The organism is Streptomyces sp. NPDC054872 (genome assembly GCF_053610705.1).
Window position 1 is genome coordinate 185,546 of the sequence record NZ_JBSGYY010000013.1, and the last position, 19,256, is coordinate 204,801.

Annotated in this window: 23 protein-coding genes; 14 read left to right on the top strand and 9 right to left on the bottom strand. The window is 69.7% G+C overall.

Annotated features, from left to right (window positions below; translation table 11 throughout):
* The 5 genes from ACWGIH_RS18470 to ACWGIH_RS18490 form a co-directional block, all read left to right on the top strand.
* The coding region (locus ACWGIH_RS18470) for a hypothetical protein (RefSeq protein ID WP_453691669.1) at nucleotides 1–477 on the top strand (477 nt) is incomplete at its 5' end.
* 165 nt (nucleotides 478–642) lie between these two features.
* Entirely contained in the window at nucleotides 643–993 is a 351-nt protein-coding gene (locus ACWGIH_RS18475; protein ID WP_453451738.1) for a hypothetical protein, read from the top strand.
* The gene (locus ACWGIH_RS18480) at nucleotides 993–1,508 is read left to right on the top strand and encodes an ATP-binding protein (RefSeq protein WP_453451739.1); all 516 of its coding nucleotides are present in this window, start codon (nucleotides 993–995) and stop codon (nucleotides 1,506–1,508) included. The genes ACWGIH_RS18475 and ACWGIH_RS18480 overlap by 1 nt, the downstream gene beginning before the upstream one ends.
* Nucleotides 1,486–2,040: a hypothetical protein gene (locus ACWGIH_RS18485; protein WP_453451740.1), complete on the top strand. Its 555-nt coding sequence runs from the start codon at nucleotides 1,486–1,488 to the stop codon at nucleotides 2,038–2,040. Before ACWGIH_RS18480 ends, ACWGIH_RS18485 begins: the two co-directional genes overlap by 23 nt.
* Before the next feature lie 7 nt (nucleotides 2,041–2,047).
* Complete coding sequence (locus tag ACWGIH_RS18490) at nucleotides 2,048–2,713, top strand: hypothetical protein (RefSeq protein ID WP_453451741.1); 666 nt, start codon at nucleotides 2,048–2,050, stop codon at nucleotides 2,711–2,713.
* An 18-nt stretch (nucleotides 2,714–2,731) separates the two neighbouring features.
* Here the strand turns inward: ACWGIH_RS18490 and ACWGIH_RS18495 are convergent, their stop codons facing one another.
* A complete protein-coding gene (locus ACWGIH_RS18495) occupies nucleotides 2,732–4,102 on the bottom strand; it encodes a tetratricopeptide repeat protein (RefSeq protein WP_453451742.1) in 1,371 nt (456 codons plus the stop codon).
* A gap of 137 nt (nucleotides 4,103–4,239) precedes the next feature.
* On the opposite strand from ACWGIH_RS18495, the gene ACWGIH_RS18500 reads away from it, so the two are divergent.
* The 3 genes from ACWGIH_RS18500 (at nucleotide 4,240) to ACWGIH_RS18510 (ending at nucleotide 7,995) form a co-directional block, all read left to right on the top strand.
* Nucleotides 4,240–4,368 (top strand): hypothetical protein, encoded by a 129-nt coding sequence (locus ACWGIH_RS18500; protein ID WP_453451743.1) that lies wholly within the window; start codon nucleotides 4,240–4,242, stop codon nucleotides 4,366–4,368.
* A gap of 458 nt (nucleotides 4,369–4,826) precedes the next feature.
* Nucleotides 4,827–6,038, top strand: coding sequence for a hypothetical protein (locus tag ACWGIH_RS18505; protein ID WP_453451744.1), 1,212 nt, complete (start codon nucleotides 4,827–4,829; stop codon nucleotides 6,036–6,038).
* A 67-nt stretch (nucleotides 6,039–6,105) separates the two neighbouring features.
* Nucleotides 6,106–7,995: an ATP-binding cassette domain-containing protein gene (locus ACWGIH_RS18510; RefSeq protein WP_453451745.1), complete on the top strand. Its 1,890-nt coding sequence runs from the start codon at nucleotides 6,106–6,108 to the stop codon at nucleotides 7,993–7,995.
* 459 nt (nucleotides 7,996–8,454) lie between these two features.
* Here ACWGIH_RS18510 and ACWGIH_RS18515 read toward each other — a convergent pair whose 3' ends face one another.
* Entirely contained in the window at nucleotides 8,455–8,823 is a 369-nt protein-coding gene (locus tag ACWGIH_RS18515) for an ArsR/SmtB family transcription factor (protein WP_453451746.1), read from the bottom strand.
* Nucleotides 8,824–8,911: 88 nt separating this feature from the next.
* Between ACWGIH_RS18515 and ACWGIH_RS18520 the strand changes: the two genes are divergently transcribed.
* Nucleotides 8,912–10,210, top strand: a complete 1,299-nt coding sequence (locus ACWGIH_RS18520; protein WP_453451747.1) for an MFS transporter — start codon at nucleotides 8,912–8,914, stop codon at nucleotides 10,208–10,210.
* A gap of 338 nt (nucleotides 10,211–10,548) precedes the next feature.
* Here ACWGIH_RS18520 and ACWGIH_RS18525 read toward each other — a convergent pair whose 3' ends face one another.
* Nucleotides 10,549–11,166, bottom strand: a complete 618-nt coding sequence (locus ACWGIH_RS18525; RefSeq protein ID WP_453451748.1) for an ABATE domain-containing protein — start codon at nucleotides 11,164–11,166, stop codon at nucleotides 10,549–10,551.
* 84 nt (nucleotides 11,167–11,250) lie between these two features.
* Between ACWGIH_RS18525 and ACWGIH_RS18530 the strand changes: the two genes are divergently transcribed.
* A complete protein-coding gene (locus tag ACWGIH_RS18530) occupies nucleotides 11,251–12,060 on the top strand; it encodes an MBL fold metallo-hydrolase (RefSeq protein WP_453451749.1) in 810 nt (269 codons plus the stop codon).
* A gap of 55 nt (nucleotides 12,061–12,115) precedes the next feature.
* Here ACWGIH_RS18530 and ACWGIH_RS18535 read toward each other — a convergent pair whose 3' ends face one another.
* Genes ACWGIH_RS18535 through ACWGIH_RS18545 form a run of 3 tightly spaced genes read right to left on the bottom strand, consistent with a single transcriptional unit; the run spans nucleotide 12,116 to nucleotide 14,441 of the window.
* Nucleotides 12,116–12,988, bottom strand: a complete 873-nt coding sequence (locus ACWGIH_RS18535) for an IS5 family transposase (protein ID WP_453451750.1) — start codon at nucleotides 12,986–12,988, stop codon at nucleotides 12,116–12,118.
* A gap of 13 nt (nucleotides 12,989–13,001) precedes the next feature.
* The gene (locus ACWGIH_RS18540) at nucleotides 13,002–13,427 is read right to left on the bottom strand and encodes a hypothetical protein (RefSeq protein WP_453451751.1); all 426 of its coding nucleotides are present in this window, start codon (nucleotides 13,425–13,427) and stop codon (nucleotides 13,002–13,004) included.
* A gap of 3 nt (nucleotides 13,428–13,430) precedes the next feature.
* A complete protein-coding gene (locus tag ACWGIH_RS18545; protein WP_453451752.1) occupies nucleotides 13,431–14,441 on the bottom strand; it encodes a DUF6192 family protein in 1,011 nt (336 codons plus the stop codon).
* 618 nt (nucleotides 14,442–15,059) lie between these two features.
* On the opposite strand from ACWGIH_RS18545, the gene ACWGIH_RS18550 reads away from it, so the two are divergent.
* Both ACWGIH_RS18550 and ACWGIH_RS18555 read left to right on the top strand, forming a co-directional pair.
* The gene (locus ACWGIH_RS18550; protein WP_453451753.1) at nucleotides 15,060–15,911 is read left to right on the top strand and encodes a hypothetical protein; all 852 of its coding nucleotides are present in this window, start codon (nucleotides 15,060–15,062) and stop codon (nucleotides 15,909–15,911) included.
* A 2-nt stretch (nucleotides 15,912–15,913) separates the two neighbouring features.
* Nucleotides 15,914–16,348, top strand: coding sequence for a hypothetical protein (locus tag ACWGIH_RS18555; RefSeq protein WP_453451754.1), 435 nt, complete (start codon nucleotides 15,914–15,916; stop codon nucleotides 16,346–16,348).
* Here ACWGIH_RS18555 and ACWGIH_RS18560 read toward each other — a convergent pair.
* The gene (locus ACWGIH_RS18560) at nucleotides 16,345–16,728 is read right to left on the bottom strand and encodes a hypothetical protein (protein WP_453451755.1); all 384 of its coding nucleotides are present in this window, start codon (nucleotides 16,726–16,728) and stop codon (nucleotides 16,345–16,347) included. The two genes, ACWGIH_RS18555 and ACWGIH_RS18560, sit on opposite strands and share 4 nt — an antisense overlap.
* Nucleotides 16,729–16,938: 210 nt before the next feature.
* Here ACWGIH_RS18560 and ACWGIH_RS18565 point away from each other — a divergent pair, with 210 nt between their 5' ends.
* Together ACWGIH_RS18565 and ACWGIH_RS18570 are read left to right on the top strand one after the other, a co-directional pair.
* Nucleotides 16,939–17,427: a hypothetical protein gene (locus ACWGIH_RS18565; protein ID WP_453451756.1), complete on the top strand. Its 489-nt coding sequence runs from the start codon at nucleotides 16,939–16,941 to the stop codon at nucleotides 17,425–17,427.
* Nucleotides 17,428–17,567: 140 nt separating this feature from the next.
* Nucleotides 17,568–17,975 carry an excalibur calcium-binding domain-containing protein gene (locus ACWGIH_RS18570; RefSeq protein ID WP_453451774.1) on the top strand — a complete coding sequence of 136 codons (408 nt, stop codon included), beginning with the start codon at nucleotides 17,568–17,570 and terminating at the stop codon, nucleotides 17,973–17,975.
* A 105-nt stretch (nucleotides 17,976–18,080) separates the two neighbouring features.
* On the opposite strand, the gene ACWGIH_RS18575 is transcribed toward ACWGIH_RS18570, so the two are convergent.
* The gene (locus ACWGIH_RS18575; RefSeq protein ID WP_453691671.1) at nucleotides 18,081–18,377 is read right to left on the bottom strand and encodes a hypothetical protein; all 297 of its coding nucleotides are present in this window, start codon (nucleotides 18,375–18,377) and stop codon (nucleotides 18,081–18,083) included.
* Nucleotides 18,374–18,565, bottom strand: a complete 192-nt coding sequence (locus ACWGIH_RS18580; protein WP_453451758.1) for a toxin-antitoxin system HicB family antitoxin — start codon at nucleotides 18,563–18,565, stop codon at nucleotides 18,374–18,376. Before ACWGIH_RS18580 ends, ACWGIH_RS18575 begins: the two co-directional genes overlap by 4 nt.
* Nucleotides 18,566–19,256 lie beyond the last annotated feature (691 nt).

The following is a 19,256-nucleotide window of genomic DNA, read 5'->3' on the forward strand; positions in this document are numbered from 1 at the left end:
GTCGCCAACTGCCCATTCTCCGCTGGCGAGGCGACGGCGCAGATCGTCGGCGACCTGCTGGTGCGGGGGCGGCTCGGCGAGGCCCATGCGCGGACTCTGTACTGGTCGGCGGTGGATGGATTGCCTGATTCCAGCATCCCGATTGACAAGCTAATGCATCAGGTCCAATCTAATGCATTAGAAATACTTTACGTGATGTTCCGTGTGTGGGGGATGACCGTGAGCTCAGCAAAGACCCAGGCCACCGCGATCGCCTCCATGCTCACCAGCGTGCTCGGCGCGATCCCGTGCCAGGACGCCACAGACGAGCGGATCCGCCTCGAAGTCGAAGTCCCCGACTCACTCGGCGAATCAGAACGGCTCGCGGTCCTTGACTTCCTCCTCGGCCAGGCCGATCGCTTCGGCCACAGCCTCCACAAGGACGGAACGTCGGCCATCTGGGCCGAAGTCGACTCCAACCGGCGGAGCGAGGCATGAGACACCGCAAGCGCCCCCTGCACAGCACCCCAGCAACGCGCTCCGGGGCTTGTGCCCAACAGCCTTCCCCCTCAGATGTTCTGGAGCTGAAGCACGATGCCTGACACTCCCGTCGCTGCGCCTGTCACCACCTTGGTGGGCACCGTGCCTGGCCATCCCCGAGTCGTGCTGTACACCAGCAGCACCGCCCCGCAGGTAGTGGCCCGGATGCTCGCGCACCTCGGCAGTTTCGCTGCTTCGTGCGGCTGGCTGGTCGTCCACGAGGTGTATGACCTGGTCCCACCCGAGGTCCCGCGGCGCCAGCGAATCGGCTGGTGCACGGTGGAGAACCTGGTAGTCCGCGGTGAAGTGAACGGAGTCATTGCTCCTGCAGAGCAGGAGATCGCCTGGGCTCACGGCGACCGGATCGCGCTGCGGGCGTGGCTGCTCGGCGCATCGGCCTTCGCCTTCTACCCGCAGGACTGCTTCCGTCAGGCCATCCACGCCGCGACCACCCCAGAGGGGGCGCCCGCGTGATGCATCCCGCACCCAGAGGCCACGCGGCCGAGTCGCACACCTCCTACGAGTCCCGGTCCCACGCTCTGAGCACCCGCCTGCGACTGCCCGGCCATTCCGACCGGACGCCCGGCGAGGCCCGTGCCTACGTCGGCCTCACCCTCGCCGACTGGGGCGTCGCCGAGGCCGTCCGCACGAACATGCAGCTGATCGTCAGCGAGCTCACCACCAACGCGGTGACCTACACGCGCAGCCCCGAAATCACTGTCGAGATCACCCTCACCGACGACGAAGCAGCAGTCAGCGTCGGCGACCACGGCCCCCACCGCCAACTCCACGCCCAGCAGGCCGCGCCCGAGGCCGAGCACGGCCGCGGCCTGCTGATTGTCGAAACCCTGGCGAGCCGGTGGGGACAGCACAAAGACGACGAGGGAGGCACGACCGTCCGAGCGGAGATCGACCTCCCCGGCGACCCGACACAGTCCACCGCCCAGAGCAGCGAGGACGGATCGAATGTCCCCCGAGATCACCCCTGAGCATGCCCGCGCGCTGTACGCGGAGATGGTCCCCACCTATACGAGGCCCTTCCCGCGGCCTGAGCTGGAGAGGGTTCCACCGCACGGCCGGCTGCGCGTCAAGAAGCCCCTCCAGCAGATGACCTGGACCTTCCCTGCTCGCGACGCAGCGACCGGCGAGTACGCCGCTATGAACGTGGGACTCACCGCAGTTGGATGGGGCCTGCCGATGGCCGTGGCAGACGAGCTCGGCAACCAAGCCGCGACCCTGGCTGCACTCGCCGCCGCCGTTCCTTGCGGCCGACAGGCCGTCACTCTGGCGCTCGATGGCGGCCGCGTCATCTTGGGCGTGGTCTCGCTCACCGGCCGCCAGGATGCGACGGAACTTGAGGCACCCCAGGATCCCGGCGTCGTCGAGGCGACGCGGGGGCGCACCGCGATGACGGGCAGGCTCGACCTCCCGGCAGGGCCCGCTCTGGTCACGGTCGTGGAACTCCTGGGCCGCGGCCCCGCACCTGATCGCTTGCCTGCGCCCCCGACGGGATCTGGGTGACGCCGTCATGAGTGCACCTCAGCACTACTGGAATGGCCTGCGAGTCCCCTACATCGCGCCCTGGACGCACGAGCGGCAACGGCCGGGCACGATCGTGCGCAGCTACAGCAGAAACGGTCCGGGCATCGGCTACCGCAACGAGCACCCCAGCGACCGCCGCGACGGGGTGCTGTGGATGCGTATGCCCGCCGTCCCCGGAGGGGGCCGCCCCCAGCTCGGTGACGTCCACGCCTTGCGCCAGCGCCGCGCGATGACCCACCTGCTGTGCCAGGTGTGCGCGGCCTCCACCATCGGTCAGCTCCCCGACGAGCTCCACCTGTTCCTGGTCCGGGCTCCAGATGGGAGGCCGATCGCCGAGGGAGAGACGACAACGGCACCGCCTCTGTGCGTGCCCTGCGCCGTCGAATCCGTGGTGGACTGCCCGCACCTGCGCCAGGGATACGCCGCAGCCCTCGTGGAGTACGCCCCCTTCTGGGGCGTGGCCGGCATCGTGCACGATCCAGCTACGCTGCAGCCCCTGCCCGATCCGGACGGCCACCCGCTCACGCTCGTGCCCTACACCGACGAACACACGCTCCACCACACGCTCGCGGCCCGCCTGGCTGTCAGCCTGCACGGCTGCACCACCGTCGACCTGGACGACCTGACAGCACGCCGCGGGTACGTCAGCTGAGTCAGAGGCGGTAGGACGCTAGGCGTTGGTCAGAAACGCAGTGGCGCGTTCGGCGAGTTCGATGGCGGGGCGGATGCCGCGGGCACGGAAACGGCGGAGGTCGCGTCGCATGTTCTTGACGGCTTTGCGGGTGCGGACGGAGTGGACGCCGCTCATGTGGTCCATGGATCGGTTCCAGGTGGCGCAGGCTTGTTCGATGCGGCCTTGCTTGAGTTGGATCTCGGCTTCGGCGACGAGGTCGAGGGCCACGATGCGGGCGTAGGTGCAGGCAGGGCGGGAGGCGGCGGCGCGGCCGTACTGCTCGGCGGCCATCTTGTGGTCACCGAGGGCTTCGAAGACTTTCGCGGCCCGCGAGTGGATGGAGCCTTGGGGCGGTCCCCAGGTCAGGGCCCAGAAGGGGACGACGTCGCCCTGGTCGGCGCAAAGCAGGGCGTGGGCCCGGTCGGCCTCGCCGATGGCCGCGTGCCGCTGGCCGGTCTTGGCCAGGGTGTGGGCATGGACGATGCGGAAGAGTGCCTCGGTCTGGACGTCGACCTTGCCCTTGGCGCGGTTCAGGCCGGTCTCGGCGAGGCCCTGGCAGTGCTCGGGCCGGTTGAGCTTGAGCCCCTGCATGGCCATGGTCCGCATGACGAACCCGTCCTGGCCGACTAGCCCGCCCTCGGCGGCGAGGGCGGACTGGAGGTAATACCGCTGGGCAAGCGCCTGGTTGCCGGCGTCGTATGCCTTCCAGCCGACCAGGTGCACGCCGCGGCTGGCGGCCGACAGCATCTGCTGTCGCACCTCGTCGGTGCGGAACCGGCCGCGGCACAACGGGGCGACGTCGTCGCGCAGGTACTGGATGAGGGCGGTGCGAGCGTGCTGTCCGCCGTGGCGTTCGTCCATCTCGGAGAACAGGTGGACCATGTCGCGCACCGCGGCGACCTCAGCCATCCCGATGACAGCGCCGGTGCGGACAGCCTGGCTGCGTGCGGCGATGTCGAGGACAGAACCCAGCGGGAGGGCGGCGGCCGCCACGGAGTAGGCGGAGGTGGCGAGGAAGTTGCGTCGGTCCAATTCGCCTCTCCACATCGGCATCAGGGCGTCGATCGGGTCGTCGCCGAGGGACAGTCCAATGCTGTCATCCTCCATGGCGCGTGCGGGTCCAAGGCCGATCTCCTCGGTTGTGAGGATTCGTCCGAGCCTGCGGGAGAGCGCGATGGCCAGGTAGTGGCCGGTGCGCGGGGCTGGGACAACGCCCCCGATCCAGTGCTCGAGGGCGGACTTGTTGGTGCGTAGAGACTCGCCGTGCTCGGCGGCCACGGTCCGCACCGCAGCCGCGAGCGCCGCATAGGACAGACCAGATTCGGCGACGAGCCCTCTGAGCTGGGGATTCGGCGTGCGCTGGGTCATCGGTTCCCGCCCTCGTATACCCGATATACCGCTCCGCGTGTACTCCACGCTACCCGTCAACTCCCCTGCACAGTTCACTAATTGGTGAGCCCCGGTGACGTTGTGTCGACCGGGATTAGCCAAGGAAGGGGATCGCGATGCAGGACCAGACGCGTCCGTGGGAGTCCGTGTTCGCAGGCCCGGAGATCACCGCCGTACCGAGCGATGAGGCCCGCTTCGACGAGAAGGCCGCGGACACCTCGGACCAGGGCCGGTTCGAGGACTGACGACTGATCGCACAGCGCGACCGGGGCCCGCGCATGGCCAAGAGCCGCGCGGGCCCCGCCGCTCTGTATCCGACTACACGAGGAGTTCGGGCATGCTGATGTGCTCGGTCGACCTGCGCACCGTCCAAGGGCCGTGGCAGTGGAGCGGTGAGGAGAGGGGCTGGACCCGGGGGGAGGACCGAGTCCTGCCGCTGTCCCATCCAGCCCTGGAAGCGAGGTCGGTCACCGACGGTGCCAGAACGCTGATGGTGGTGCGCGAACGGGCCGCAGGCCGGGCCTCCCTGCTGCGGTCGATCGCCCCGGCCCCGGTGGACGAGTCAGTGTATGAGCGCGCTGTCCATGAGTGCCGCACCTGGCCTGTGCAGGGCATCTGGATTGAGGCAGGCCCGCAGGGCCTGCGACTTCAAACGGGGCTAGGGGGGGTGTGCCCGCTCTATCTCGCCCATGCGAAGGGGACATTGACCGGTTCGTGGCAGCTGATGGACCTGCGCGAACGCCTATCTCCTGGCACGCTCAATGAGCTGGAGGTGATGCGGCTGCTGGTCGGCCGGCCCCGCTACGGGCACGACACGCTGTTCACCACCATTCAGCGGCTCTCCGAGCACTCCACTGCGTACGCCGATGCCGAGGGCCTGCGCCTGGCCTACCCTTCCGCCGCCGCGCATGCCCTGCCCTCCGAGCTGGCCGAGAACGCTGACGCTGCGGCGCTGGTGGATGCCTTCGAGTCGGTCGTCGACCACGTCCTAGCTCGCCGCCCCCTCACCCCTGGCCGGACTGCAGCGCAGTTGTCGGGCGGGGTGGACTCCACCAACCTCGCCATCTCCCTCGCCCTGAACCACCCCCAACTGATCACGCCCTGCGCCATGCTGATCGGTGGCGAAGCCGGAGAGCAGCAGGTCGCCCGGCGCCGCACGGTGATCGAGCACTTCGACTTCGCCGACGACATCACCGTGCCCGCCTCGGCACATCCACCGCTGTCGCCGGGCGGTCTGCGCCGATCGCACCCCGAGGCGATCAGCCCGCTGGACGAGCCGCACCTGGAGGCCGCCGACGCGCTCGCCCAGGCCCTGCGCACCCGCGACAACACCACGGTCGTATCCGGGTTCGGTGGCGATGAAGTCGCCCGCATCCGCTACCACGAAGGCGGGGAGAGGCCGGCGCCGTCCGCGCCGGACTGGTGCGGCGAACGCGTCCGCGATCTGCTCGGCGAGGTCAACACCGGCATTGCGCCGCCCACCGTGGCGCCGGAGACGGCTCTGGTCGCCCTGGAGGTCGCCACCCCGCTGCTCGCCCGCCGCGGCTTATGGACCATCGCCCCGTTCACTGATGCCGATCTGGTCCGCTTTGGCCAGCGCCTCCCGATCGAGTGGAAGAAGGACAAGCTCCTCCTGCATCAGCGCCTCGCCGCGCGGGGCCTGCCCGAAACCGTGGTGAACCCTGCCCTGCGGGAGAACTTCGGCCACTTGATGAACCGTGCCGCGCACGAGTACGCCACCGGTCTGCTGCGCGGCTGGGGTAAGGACCTCCACCTCATCGACCAGGGGTATCTCGACGCCGCCGTACTCGCCGAGACGGTCGAGCGGGCTGCGCTGAGCCCGCACGAGGCGGCGCGGTACCGCACGGGACTGTTCCTGATCACCGCCGTCGAACTGGCTCTCCGGGCCCTGTAGACGCCCTGTCCATCACACGGGCGACTTCGACTCAAAGGGCCTCAGGGCCCACGGCGGACGCACCAGGATGGGGCGGGTGACGCAGTCCTCACCCGCCCCGAAATCCTCCGGCTCCCCGCAGCAAGTCGGCTACCAGAGCGACCCGCGCTTCGAGGACATCGCGAACGCCTCCTGGTGGGCCATGGCCGCCCGCCTCCCCCGCACGATCGCCGCTGCCACACGCCTCGGCTGGGCTGCCGACCGCCCCGCCATGCTCTGGCTCGCGCTGTGCCAGCTGGTTGTCGCCATCGCCTCAGCCGTCGCGCTCGCCGCACTGCCCGGTGCGATGAACCACCTCTTCACCGGCGGACCGGTCGCCGACCGGGTGAGTGCTGCCACCGGCTCGCTGATCGTGGTCGCCGTCGCCACCGCGGTGCGGGCCGGGGCCGACGCGCTCGCCATCTACGCCTCCGCCCGCCTGGCCCCGGAAGTCGCCACCGAAGCTGATCTGCAGATCCTGGCCGCCACACCGCAGGTGGAGCTGGAGGCGTACGACCGGCCCGGCTTCACCGACCGCCTCCAGGCCGCTGGGAAGGGCGCCGAGGCAACCGAGACCCTTATCGGCGACGCCCAGGCCCTGATGTCCGCCCTCGCCCAACTCATCGCCGCGGCCTCCGTACTGACGATCCTGCACCCGCTGCTGCTGCCGCTGCTCGTCCTGGCCGTCGTGCCCAAGGGCGCGGCCGCCATCACCACCGCCCGGATCCAGCACCGCGCCGACTACCAGAACATCTCCGACAACCACCTGCGCTACCTGGTGCGCTACTACTCCACCAACCAGCGCACCGCCGCCGAGGTCCGGGCCACCACCATGGCCGGATTCCTGACCACCTGGTACCGGCAGATCACCGACCGGATCAAAGCCACCCACCGCCGCGCGGCCCCCCGCGTCCTGCGCGTCACGCTGCTCGGCTCCGCCGTCAGCGGGCTGATGCTCGGGGCGACCTGGGTCGCGCTCGGGTGGCTGGCCGCCACCGGACGGATGGACCTGGCCATTGCCGCGACCGCGGTCATCGCGGTGCGCACCTCCACCGGCGCCCTGACTTCCCTGGTCATGGCCGCAGCACGGCTCTTTCGTACCTCGCTGTACCTCGAGGACTGGCAGTCTTTCCTGCGCAGCGCCACGGCCCTACGTGCCGAGCGGGGGACCGCGCAGGTCCCGGCCGGCGCGCCCGCGGAGGTCCGCGCGGAGAACGTCTCCTATACCTACCCCGGCGCCGATGTCCCGGCCGTCGACGGTGTCAGTCTCACTCTGCGCCGTGGCGAGCTGATCGCGCTGGTCGGAGAGAACGGATCGGGCAAGACCACCCTGTCCGCCCTGCTCACCGGACTGCGTGTCTCGAACACCGGCGGCCGGGTGACGTGGGACGGCGTGGACCTGGCCGAAGCCGATCCGCACAGCCTCTGGCCGCGCGTGGGACTCGTCCCGCAGGACTACACCCGCTGGCCCATGAACCTGCGCGACAACATCCACCTGGGCCAACCCCGCACCAAGGACGACGCCCTGCTCCTGGATGCGGCCCGGGCGGCCGGCGCGGACAGCGTCCTCGCGAAAGTCCCCTACGGCCTCGACACCCTCGTCGCGAGCTCCAATTGGGGCGGCACCGACCTGTCAGGCGGGCAATGGCAGCGCATCGCGGTCGCCAGGGCCTTTTACCGGGACGCGGCCATGCTGATGTTGGACGAGCCGACGTCCGCGATGGACGCCCGAGCCGAGCACCTGGTGATCAGCCGGTTCAAGGGACTTGCCCAGGGCCGGGCAGCGGTCTTCGTGACACACAACCTTGAAAATGCCCGGATCGCGGACCGGATCATCGTCCTTGACGAGGGCCGGGTTCGCGAAGAGGGCACATGGCAGGAACTCATGGATCTTGGCGGCCTTCTCGCCGAGCTCTACAAACTGGCTCAGGACCGCTGAGTCTCGCGTGCCGCCAGGATTCGCGACCTTCCGACCGGCCCTGTTGGGTCATTCCGGACGGTCGTTATCGCTCGTGCGGATGGACGCCGTCGGACGGCGCTCGCGGATCCGTGGGCCTTGATGTACTGGCGTCCTGGAGCCGGTCAGTAGGTGTTTTTCAACCTCGGTGCCGCAGGTCAGAGATGCTGTGTTGTTCGTGGGACAGGAGTCGCCGTTCCGCGACGGCGTTTCAGAAATGGACACAGCGAACGCCGTTACATACGGAGATGGGCCGGTACGCGGAGTGCCGGTAAGAACGCTGTCACCAGCTGCGAACGGCAGTGATCTCGCGACGGCGTCGTCGCCGGAGTGGGCCGACCTCCTCACGCCCGCCGACCGGCGCGGCCTGGACATCGCTGTTCTGGTCACACGTGCGTCCGTACGGCGAGGTGAACCTCGGCATGGGTGCCCGGCTGGACCTCACGCAGTGCCGGTGGTGCTCGCCGGGGAACGCGTCCCGGCGGGCGCTGGCGGGGTGAGGATCACGTCCGTCAGGCCGGGGAAGCGCTGGTCGAGGTCGTCTTTGCGCAGGACGATCTGGCGTTGCCGGCCCTGGGGCAGGTTGAGGATGACGCCCGCCTGGCGGAGGGTCTTGAGGTGGTGGGAGAGGGTTGATTTGGGGATGGGGCGGCCGTCGTCCGGCTGGCAGTGGGCCACGTCCAGGGGCCCGGTGGCCAGGCGGCGGACCAGGTCGAGGCGGGCGGGGTCGCTGAGGGCGAAGAGGACGGCCGTCAGCTCCAGGTCCTCGGTGGCGGGGTGGTCGAAGACACGTGGGGTCGAGCTGCTCATGGTTCGATAATAGTTGAACAGTCGGGTCCGGGTGTCCTACGCTCCAATGGTTCGACATTTTTGGAACCATCTGGAACAAGGACCCCTCATGCCCGCCACCATTCCCAGCCCGTCCCCCGCTACCTCTGCCGCCTCCGGTCCGGGCTCCCACCAGCCGCCCCCGCCACGCGCGGCGCGGCGGATGCCGGCCACCGCGGGCTTCTGGCTGCTGGCCGCCACGCTGATCTCCCTCATGGCCGCATCCAGCGCCCCCACCCCCTTCTACGCCGTCTTCCAGCAGCGCTGGGGCTTCTCCGCCGCCGTCGTGACCCTGGTCTTCGCCGTCTACGCGCTGGCACTCCTGCTTGCCCTGCTCACCGTCGGCGCCCTGTCCGACCACGTCGGACGCCGCCCTGTCCTGCTCGCCGCCCTGGCACTGCAGACCGTCGCGATGATCCTGTTCCTCGCCGCCGACGGCCCCGGACTGCTCCTAGCCGCCCGCGCCGTACAGGGCCTGGCGACCGGCGCGGCCACCGGCGCCATCAGTGCCGGCCTCGCCGACCTCCAGCCGGCCGGCTCCCGCCGCCTGGGCGCCACCCTGAACAGCGTCAGTCCGCCCGCCGGTATCGCCGCCGGCGGCATTCTCGGCGGCGTCGTCCTGCAGTTCCTCCCCGTCCCCGACACCACCCTGTTCACCGCCTTCACCGCCCTGTTCGCCCTGCTCACCCTCGCCACCGTCCGGCTGCCGGAGACCTCCCCGCGCCGACCCGGCGCCCTGGCCTCCCTGCCGCCCCGTGTGGCCGTCCCTGCCGAGGCCCGCTCCGCGTTTCTGCGCGCCGCGCCGACCACCGGTGTCATCTGGACCCTTCTGGGCCTGCACCTCTCCCTCGGCCCCTCCCTGGCCAAGCAGATCCTCCACATCGACAACGCCCTGGCCGGCGGGGTGGCGGTGGCCGCCCTGACCGGAACCGGCGCCCTCGTCGGCATCCTGGCCCGCCCCCTGGCCCCCCGCACCCTGTCCGTCGCCGGCACCACGATCCTGGCCGCCGGCACCGCCCTGGTAGTCGTCTCCCTCTCCAGCGCCTCACCCGCCTGGTACTTCACCGGCACAGTGATAGCCGGAGCCGGCTTCGGCATGGCGTTCTTCGGATCCTTCGGCCTCCTGGGCACCGTAGTCACCGCCCGCCGCGCCGAGCTGTACTCGTCCTTCTACATCGTCAGCTACCTGACCCTGAGCATCCCCGTCATCGCCGCCGGCCTCCTCGTCCCCATCGCCGACCTGCAGACCGTCGCCCAGTGGTACGCCGCCGCGGTCATCGTCCTGGCCCTCGCCGCAGCCGCCCTCGGAACCACCGGCCACCGCACCCACCCCGCCACACCGACCATCACGGAGAACGAGACCGCCTGACAACCGATGGGGCCGTCCCCGAACTCCGCACACGGGCCCGGACGACGGCCGCACCGTTGTCACCCCTGCTCCGCCACACCCCGCACCCTGTGCGATCGCCCCCCGAGGGTCGAGCATCGGACGTAGGCGATGCAGATGTCCGCACTCGGCGGGCCCGGGGCGATTGGTACCGACGGTGGGATATTCGGTCGCCACGCGCCTCGGGCGCGAGAGAGTCCGGGGCAATGTAGTGATCTTCAGTGATCGGGCTTCCGGCTGTCGGTTGGCAACCGGGAGCGGTCTGCTGAAGGTGTTTGGCGTGGCACCGGGCGGTCCGCGATAGGCCCTGGGGTGGGACGTCAGCCCGAGGCACCGCTGCGGCGGGCGTAGGCGCGGGCGGCGCGGACACGGTCGCCGCAGCGTGTGGAGCACCAGTGGCGCCGGCCGTGGGTGCGCAGGAGGAACCGGTCGCAGGGGGCTGATCCGCAGGAAGCGAGGATGTCGGCGTCGGGCCCGGTGAGCAGGTCGGCGGCGTCGGCGGCGAGGGTCGCCAGTGCGTGGTTGACGGCCTGGTCGGTGGGGTGTGCCTGGATGCGGCGCGGGCCCCGGGCCCCGTCCCAGGCGAGGAGGGGGGCGGTGGGCACGGCCGTGAGGGCCTCGTTCACCGCGCGCAGGGACTCCTCGGGCGGGATGGTGGCATCGACGCGGGCGGCGAATACAGCGCGTATGTGAGCGCGCATCGTGCGCATCCGCTGTGCACATACCTCGTACAGCTGTACCTGCGGGGTGGTCAGGTCGTGAGCGGCGAGCCAGTGCATGGCGGATTCCGGTGCGGCGAGCAGGTCGTAGCCCTGACCGGCGGGCAGGGTGGCGACGGTGTCGGCGAAGTCCAGACAGCGGTACCGGTCGGCACCCGGCGCCGGAGGCAGAGCGGTCGGCGTCACGTCGGCGGCCAGGGCGTCATCCATATCCCTCATGGTAGCGCTTGTGTTTTTCCGTGATACTTGCCTAGCCTGGAGTCACGGAAACCACAGGTTTTTTTCGTGAGAAAGAGAGACGTGATGTCCCAGCTCAACGCCAGCCAGGTCCCGGTCCGCACGTTCGGCGGTCCGACGGCCCTCTTCGAGTACGGCGGCCTTCGCTTCGTGACCGACCCGACCTTCGACGGCCCCGGCGACTACTCCAGGCCCGGTCGCCCGACCCTGACCAAGACCGCCCCCTCCACCGGCACCCCGGCCGACCTCGGCCGCGTCGACGTGGTCCTGCTCTCGCACGACGAGCACGCCGACAACCTCGACACCTCCGGCCGTGCCCTGCTCGCCGACCTCCCGCTGACCCTGACCACCCCCGGCGGCGGGGAGCGCCTGGGCGAGACGCTGGGGGAGCGGGCCAAGGGCCTGGCCGACTGGCAGTCCGTCGAGCTCGAGCGCCGGGACGGCGGCCCCGGCGCCATCACCGTCACCGGCGTGCCCGCCATCCACGGCCCCGGCCCGCGCGAGGAGGTCGAAGCGAGCACCGGCCAGGTCGTCGGCTTCGTCCTGACCGGCGAGGGCCTGCCCACCGTCTACGTCAGTGGCGACAACGCCTCCCTCGACGCGGTCAGGGACATCGCCGAGCGCTTCGCCCCGGTCGACACCGCCCTCCTGTTTGCCGGAGCACCCCGCTTCCCCATGGTCTTCGACGGCAACCCGATCGTCCTGGACAGCGCCCAGGCCGCCGAAGCCACCCAGATCCTCGGCGCCCGACATGTCGTGCCCGTCCACCACGACAGCTGGGCCCACTTCACCGAAGGCCGCGACGAGCTGAAGGCAGCCTTCGCCGCCGCGAACCTGACCGACCGCCTGGACCAGGACTGGGTGCAGCACGCCTGAGAGCCTGTCTTTGAACCCCCGTCATTCGCGCGGAGCGCGGGCGCCGCGCGTCAGCTCAGCCGCCGCCCGCGCGGGGCTTCTTCGTCCAGGCGTCGGTGCGGGACCCGCTGCGGGTCAGACGCCGGGTCATGAGCGTGATGAACGCCCAGTTCAGGTGTGCTTCGGCATGCTGGGGAAGCCGCTCGTAGTCGCGGCAGTTGCGGCGGGCGTTCATGATCCAGCCGAGTGAGCGCTCGACTTTCCAGCGTCGGGGCAGCACGACAAAGCCGCGGGTTCCCCTGGGCCGCAGCACGGGCTGGAGCGACAACCACAGGTGGTCTGCGGTCCAGGCGGGCAGCAGGTCACGGGCGTAGGCGGAGTCTGCCCAGACCTGGGTGATCTGCGGGTGGGTGAGCCGCAGGCGCCAGAGGAGGTCCCGGGCGATGATCTCGTCGCGGACATCGCCCGCCGTCACCGTGATCATCACGGGCAGGCCCAGGGTGTCCACCACGAGGTGTCTCTTGCGCCCGTTGATCTTTTTTCCCGCGTCGTAGCCGCGGCTGTCCCGGCCGACAGTGGAGGCCGCCTTCACCGACTGGGAGTCGACGATCAGTGTCACCGGGAACGGGCAGCGGCCCTTGCCCGTGCGGATGTGCCGTCGCAGCTGGTCCCGGATGAAGGTGATGACCCCGGCCCGGTTCCATCGCGCAAAAAATCCGTAGACGGTCTGCCACGGAGGGAAATCCGCAGGCAGGGACCTCCATTTCGCTCCGTTGTCGACCAGGTAGCGGATGGCGTCGACGACCTGCCGGCGGGGCCACTTCTCGGGGTGCCCGCCGGTCTTGGTCTGGCATGCCTCGATGGGCAACAAGGGTTCGAGCAAGGCCCATTCGGCGATCGTGGTGTCGGAGGGATAGCGGCGGGGCCGGTGGCGGGCAGCGGTCGGCATGGCAGGACTCGTGTCAGGAGCGGGACTGCTTGGAGAGCTGGGCGAGGGTGGAGCGGACACCGGTGAGCTGGTCGGTGACCAGCTGGGCCCAATCGTCATCGGGGTAACGGGCCAGGTGGGGGTCGAGCGTCCCCGTGATCATCCGGGCCAGCCGTCCCAGGATCTGGGCCAGTTGCTTCTTCTCGTACTCGATCCAGTCCGCGGGGTCGTCGGAGAACATGTAGCCGTCCTTGCGCCGCCAGATGATCGGGGTCAGGTGCTCAGCCGCACCGACGTCCCGCAGGTGCCGAACCCCCCGGGCGACCTGGGAGCGGGTGATGCGCGTGGCGGACATGAGCTGGTAGGTGTGCAGGCCCGCGGGTCTGGCCTCCATCAAAGCGACGCGGACCAGGTCGCCGTAGTGCTCGGACAGCGGCCGCGCCGCCGGGCGCCGCCCCATGGCCTACTCGCCCTTCAACAGCTGGGTCAGCTGCTCGTCCAGGGTGAACTCGCCGTGATCGAGCGCCCCCTCCAGCCAGTCCGCCGCGGCACGGACCCGTGCCAGCTGACGCCGGACGGTGTCGCGCTCGTCGTCGGTGAACTGCTGACCGCGCATCTTCGGAACCAGCCGCCCCAGCGTGGCCACGAAGCCGTGGCAAGAACCGACGAGATCGACGTACTCCAGGGTGTGCTCGATCTTGCGGACGGCCGGGACCCGCTCGCGGGTCTTCTCGCGGCTCTCGGCGGTGTTGTCGAACTGAGCACGGTTCACCAGCATCCGCGTGGTGTCATCCCGCATCGTCGAGCGGGCCACCGTCGGCCGGCGCAGCAGGTCGCGGGTGACTTCCTGGGCGGTTTCCTCATCGCGGGTCAGCTCGGTGACCACCCGCATCTTCTCGGCCGGGGTGACGTGCTCGGTCACCTTGGGCCGCTTCAGCAGGTCGGTGGCGACCTGGGCGGCGACCTCGTCATCGCGGGTCAGGTCGGCGACGGCCGCGACCTTCTCATCCAGCGTGACCGGGCGGTCGACCCGCTGGCCGACCACGCGCTTGGCGCCGTCGGGTGTCCACTGCCTGGCTCCGGTGCGCGGGTTGAACGGCGCGTCCTCGATCGCCGCCCACCGCTCGTCCTCGTTGGCGACCGAGGCCAGGATGCGGTGGACGGTGAAGGAGACCCCCTCCTTGCGTTTGTCCTTGGGCCACCGGTTGGCGGTGTAGCGCCAGTCCTCCACTGTGTTCCGCTCGACACCGACGTCGTCCGCGAAGATCTGCAAAGACTCCGCGACGGTGAACAGGTCCTCCGTGCCGTTGGGCATCGACCCGCCCACCGGGCGCATCGGCTCGATCTCCAAGGCCATGTCTCCCAGGGTGAACTGGGCGCGGGTGACCTGTGCGATTAGGTCCTTGGCCTGCGCGACGAGCTGTTCGTAACGCTGCCGGGTGACGTTCCCGACCCGGTCCTTCACCTCGGCCATCACGACCACCGCCCTTACCGGAGCCCGGCCCGGCCACCAGGATGCGACCGGTCGAAAGGGGCACCGGCCCCGGTCACCGCCCACCCTCGCGCGAGCCCACCTGGCGCAGACAGAGCGCGAGCCGGGAGCACTGGAAGCACCCGCCCGGGGGGCTCAACACCCGTGCAAAACAAAGGGTGTTGAAGATGCGGGCGAGGCGTTCGCCTACGGTGTTTCCGCAACACCAAAACGCCACGCCCGCCGCTGCTGGCAGGCCCGCACCCGGCACCGGTCCGAGCAGTACACCGCCGATCTCGCCCGCTCCACCCCAACCGTCCACGACCGCCCGCACACCGGACACACCGCCTGCTCGCCCCGCTGGATCGCAGCCACCCGCACCCGGGTCCGGCGCATCCTCCGCCACTGCCGCGACCTGCACCGACTTGAGCAGAACGCTGCGGCCGCCGCCATCGCCACCGGCAACGGATCACCACACTCCCGGCAATACCGCCGAGCCGTCCCGCCAACCCCCACACCACAGATCATCCAACCGTCTCTGCCTCACGGCCAGAGTTCAAAGACACCTACTCAGTGGAGGAGCGGTCCGTTGGCCGGGCGCGACAGGGGCGAGGGGCGGGCATGACGGACTGGGACGAATTCGAGTGGCTGGTGTGGCGGCTGGAAGTCAAGGACCCGCAGCGGCTGGCAGGCGAGGATCCAGGCCTGGACGAGCGCACCCAGGGTCCAATGCAAGAGCTGGCAGCATCGTCGGGCTGCGTGTACGAACTCTGCGTCGACCACGACTCCTACCCCGATGGAACGCCGTACTACGCCTGGTGGGTTCGCCTGCCCGCGGCCGAGCATGCCCGGACGGGCCAGGGCGGCCTTCCTCTGGCCCTGGGCCCGCTGCGCCAGTACCTGGTCGGGCAACTGCCCGGCGGTCTGCAGTGGGAGATCACGCCGGATCGCGAACTCACGTATGACCACGCCGGGAGTGCCGCGATGCGGGTCGCCTACGACGATCTGATCGCTCCGTTCGAGCACGCTCTGATACCGCTGCGCGCGGACGGGGCCGATGAACTCGATCCCCGGGCGAAGGTCTGGAAGTGGGAAGAGAACCTGCTGGTTGGCACTTTCGATCTGTGGCTGTGCGACGACCCGGACCGTCCGAACACCTGGATCGTCGTGAGCGTCGGCCTGTGGACCGAGCCGCAGCTCTTCGAAGAAGAGCCCGCCGCCGGCCTTGGCCACTTCGGCTTCACCCCGCACCACCCTCTGCTCTTCCTGCCCCGGCCGCCTGGTCCCGCGACCTTCACCGCCCGCGGGCAGTCCGGATCGTTCCCAGACAGGAGCACTTCCAGGGACAAGGCCCCGGACGCCATCGGGACGGCTCACCAGTGGACGGCCAACGACCCCGCTGTCCTGGCCGACCGGGTCGCCAGTGACCTGAAACTGTTGTGGCCGCACCTCACTGGCACGGAAGGGAGCTGACGATGGCCTCCTATGCGAAGGACCCGCGCTGCACTGCCATGGCAGCAGCCCTCGTGCCGTTGCTGCGCCGCAACTGCCCCGAGGGCGCGGGCGGATTCGGCGGTTCGTACCAGGTGAACCTGGATGACGAGGAGGCTGTTGGTCTGGGCGGGGTGGAGCTGATCCGGGCCGCGATGCGCAAGGCTGCGAGGGAGCTCGGCTGGAAGGTCACCACGATCGGGATGATCGGCACCCGCTTCGGCACCATGGTTGTCGTCCAGGATGTGCGCGAGGTGCCCGAGGAGTACCGGGGCGTCATCCACGACGCGGTCAACGAGCACATCGAGGCCGCGCTGCACAAAGTGTGGGGTGAGCAGGGCCCGGCCCCTGTCCAGCGCGGCTCGGTGGCGTTGATGACGCAGGAGTTTCGCGCCGCCGTTGCCGCGGACAGTGCCTAACGCTGTACCGGAGCCTGGGCGGCCTGGGCGAAGTGCAGAACGACGGCCTTGGCTCCGGCGGCGACTTCATCGATCAAAGCGTCGCTGCGCGGGGCGGACGCGTGGCGCGTAGCCCAGATCATGGCGAACTTGATGATCTGGTCGATGTCGCTCGGACGCAGCAGGATCGCGTCGCCGGTATGCAGCGGCTCGGGCGGGCGGTGCTGCCACAGCCGGTAGAAGCGTCCCTGTTCGTCGTTGAAGCCCAAGTGCCGGTCGCCGTGCGGGTTGATCAAGTGGGTCGTGAAGGGCAGATCGCTCGGGCCCGGCTGCCAAGGCTGTTCCGGCTGCCAAGGCTGTTCCGGCTGGCTCAACGCGTCCTCCATCAGCAGGGGTGCCACAACGTTCCGAGTGTGTCAGCGACACCCGGGGGCGGGCAGGGCTTCCGGCACTTCGCCCGCCCCTCCCAGACCGGCACCCCTGCCGGGACCGCGTCCGCGCGCGGGCCGTGCCGTATCGCGCTTGTACAGTCAAAGGCGCGCTTCATCGGCACAGCGACAGGGGGAGGTCTAGTGGGGTCACAACCCTACGCGGCAGGGGAATTTGGCGACATGATCGACAGCATGCTGGGCGAGCTGCTCGTGAGTGTCCTGTTCGTGGGGGGAATCGTCATCGCGTTGATGTTCGTGGTCTCCCGCGGCCGACCAGGTCCCGCCGCGCCACCTGTCCGGACGTCGCCGCTCGCCGAGCTGGAGAAGCTGCCACGGGCACCTGCTCCCGCTCCTGCACGGTTGGGGCCCACGCTGGATTCCCTGCTGGCCGAGGGGCGGGTTGCCGCGGCGCTGTGGCTGAGGGTGCGGCGCAAGGTGCGCTCGGCCCGGGGCCGCTGCGACTGGATCGTCTACAGCGAGAGCAACGGGCTGCTGCGCCGGGAACAGACCCAGCAGCACGCAGTGAGATGGACCCGACAACACATGGCCACAAACCGGGACAGCGGTCCACTGCTGATCACCAACGTCGAAGAGGTCAACCCGGAACTCCTCGGGCAGCAGCCCCTGTTCCCGCTCCCTGGCATGCCTGACGTGCTCGTTCCCCGGTAAGTCGAGCGCCTGGCGGCTCGCGAAGCCACGAGTAGGTGCGACGTGCGGCCCGTTTGGGCACGTGATGCACTGAAGGCATGGCCGGAAACGGCGGGCAGCGGCGGGGGCCGGTGCAGCGTGCGCGGCGGCGCTGGGCTGGCATGGGCTGGCTGGGGCGGATTCTCACCGCTGTGGTCGCCTTGGCAGTCGGGCTACTGGCGCTGGGCGCCATTCTGTCCTCCTGCGGACGCGGGGCGGAGGAGCCGCAGGCGCCGGTTACGACCAGTGTTTCCCCCACTCCTCGACCTTCGACGTCGAGCCCGACGCCGTCATCCAGCGAGAAGGCCACCCCGCCACCGCGTCCGGCAGAGACGGTCACAGAGACGCAGACTGAGGCGCCGGAGCCCACACAGCGACCTGAGTCGTCAGCAGCTCAGAACGTCTACTACGAGAACTGCGATGAGGCACGGGCTGCTGGTGCGGCTCCGCTGCTCCAGGGTGAGCCGGGCTACCGCCCCGAGCTCGACAGGGATGGCGACGGCATCGCCTGCGACCCCTACATCCCCTGACGCGGCAGTGGCGTCGCCTGTGATGCCCCTGGAGCTCGGGTTCAGGGCTGATCCGGGGGTCTCTCGCCAGCGTCCCGCTGACGTTCCGGTGCCTGGTTGCCAGGCCTATAGGTCGAGGACCGCGCGCAGTGCCTGGTCGACGCGTGCCATCGTCTCCGCGGCTACCGTGCCGACGTGCTGCGCGCCCTCGAAGCGGGTCGTGCGCAGCTGCTGCAGATTGACCGCCACCGCGGTGCACGGCAGCGGGTCACCGATCACGACGGACATGGCAGTGTCGGGGAAGCGGCCGGAGGGGTGCAGCACGATCGCGAGCACCGCGCCGAATGTGGCCTCCAGACCGTCGAGGGACACGAGGAGGACGTTGCGGCCGTCTGTGAGCGTCCAGATGTCACCGCGCCTCACAGGGTGTCGCCCTCGCCAGCCAGGTCGTCACCGAGACCGAGGGCGGCGAGCTGCTGCGCGGCGTCGAGGACGGACTGACGGCGCGCAGCGCGCACGATGTAGGCGTTCAGTGACATTCCGGCTGCCTCGGCGCTCGCGCGGATCGAGGGATCCAGATCATCGGGGATACGCAAGGTCATAACTGTCATGCCACCAGACTAGCCACCGTAATGCGGTGGCGTACATCGGTAGTAGTTAGCCCGGCGGCGGAGCGGCAGCACGGTCATGGGGTTTCCCGCTCGCAATGCGCCGCCAGAAGGCGGCCAGGTCAGCTCGAGAGCGGTGGCGGAGCAGATGCACGGCCCCGGCCACCGCCAGGAGCGCAACAGCCAGAGCGGCGCACAAGTAAAAGGGATCGAGATGACCAGCCGCTGGACCTCGCCCATGGGCAGAGGCTGAGCAGCTCTCAGCGTGACCGGTCCCCGCTTCCGATCAACCCCGGGTTCCTTCTACCCTCAGACCAGGTGAAGTGGGCTCTGCCCCGCACCGCCGGCTCCCGGACCCTGAGCCGTGCCCGCCGAGGCCGGCTGGAGCCGCATCGCCGACAACACGGCTCCAGCCTCCGCTCTCCAGGCCTATACCGACCCGGAGGCTTCTCGGCGGCCAGGCAGCTGGGCCGCCGGGGTCGGTCTCGGCGAGCAGGCGCTGCTGGAGTCGGCACTCGTGCTCCCACCGGCCGGCTGTCCGGCGAAGGGCCGCAGTCCCGCAGCGGCGTCTGGGGAAAGTGCCACTGGAGGAATGCTGGCTCCGGGGTCGTACATCATGTCGTCCGCCTCCGTGACGTGTCTGTGTGCGCAGCTGGGCATCACTGGAAAAAGGGGAGCCGTGCGGCCGCGGATG